The organism is Alcanivorax sp. HI0083, from assembly GCF_001635175.1.
Genome location: NZ_LWFX01000311.1, coordinates 1 through 813, shown reverse-complemented (window position 1 = coordinate 813; position 813 = coordinate 1). Strand labels below are relative to the sequence as shown.

Below are 813 nucleotides of genomic sequence, written 5' to 3'. Positions count from 1 at the left end.
CAAGGTCCGTGCTGCCTGGGTTGATGATTTCTACCCCGTTATCCAGTCGAAGGAATGGCGGGAGGCGCTTGCGGAAGGTGAAACGCTTAGCGATGATCAGCAAGCCTTCCTGTTTTCCATTGGGCGTGGCGCCGTGCAGTTCTTTGCCGGCGCCCCCGGCGGTGGCTGCGATCCACTGGTGCCTTGATGGTTTAAGTCAGGCATTGTCAACAATTGCCCTTGAAGTCCCTATTGTTAGGGCGTAAAGTCCAGCCCGGTCGTTGAAATTGTCAACAATCGGGCTTTTTTATGTCTGTCACTGCACCGGAATCTGCACGTACCCTGGCTGATCGGGTTTTCGCCCGCTTGCAGGACGATATTGTGCGTGGCGAGATTCCGCCCGGCTCCAAAGTCAGCGAAACCGAGCTGGCAGGGCGCTACGGTGTCAGCCGTGGCCCGCTCCGCGAAGCCATCCGTCGCCTCGAATCCCGCAAGCTGTTAGAGCGTGTTGTCCATGTGGGCACTCGTGTTGCCTCCCTGAGCTTCGATGACCTCATCGAAATCTACCATGTGCGCGAAGCGCTGGAAGGCATGGCGGCGCGGTTGGCTGCTGAGCAAATGTCCGCTGAGGAAGTCAACGGCCTCTATGACGTGCTGGCCCAGCATGAGCAGCAGCAGGATCTGCAACAGGACACCGCCTATTTCCAGCGAGAGGGCGACCTGGATTTCCATTACCGCATTATCCAGGGCAGCCACAACGGGACCCTCAGCCAGATGCTGATTGGTGAGCTTTACCATCTGGTGCGCATGTACCGTTATCAGTTTAGCTCGGTG

General features: G+C 57.7%; 2 protein-coding genes. Both read left to right on the top strand.

Annotated elements, in window-relative coordinates:
* On the top strand, positions 1–187 hold a 187-nt coding region (locus A3754_RS27085), incomplete at its 5' end, for a hypothetical protein (protein ID WP_197468420.1).
* 101 nt (positions 188–288) lie between these two features.
* The coding region (locus A3754_RS03300; protein ID WP_063518844.1) for a GntR family transcriptional regulator at positions 289–813 on the top strand (525 nt) is incomplete at its 3' end.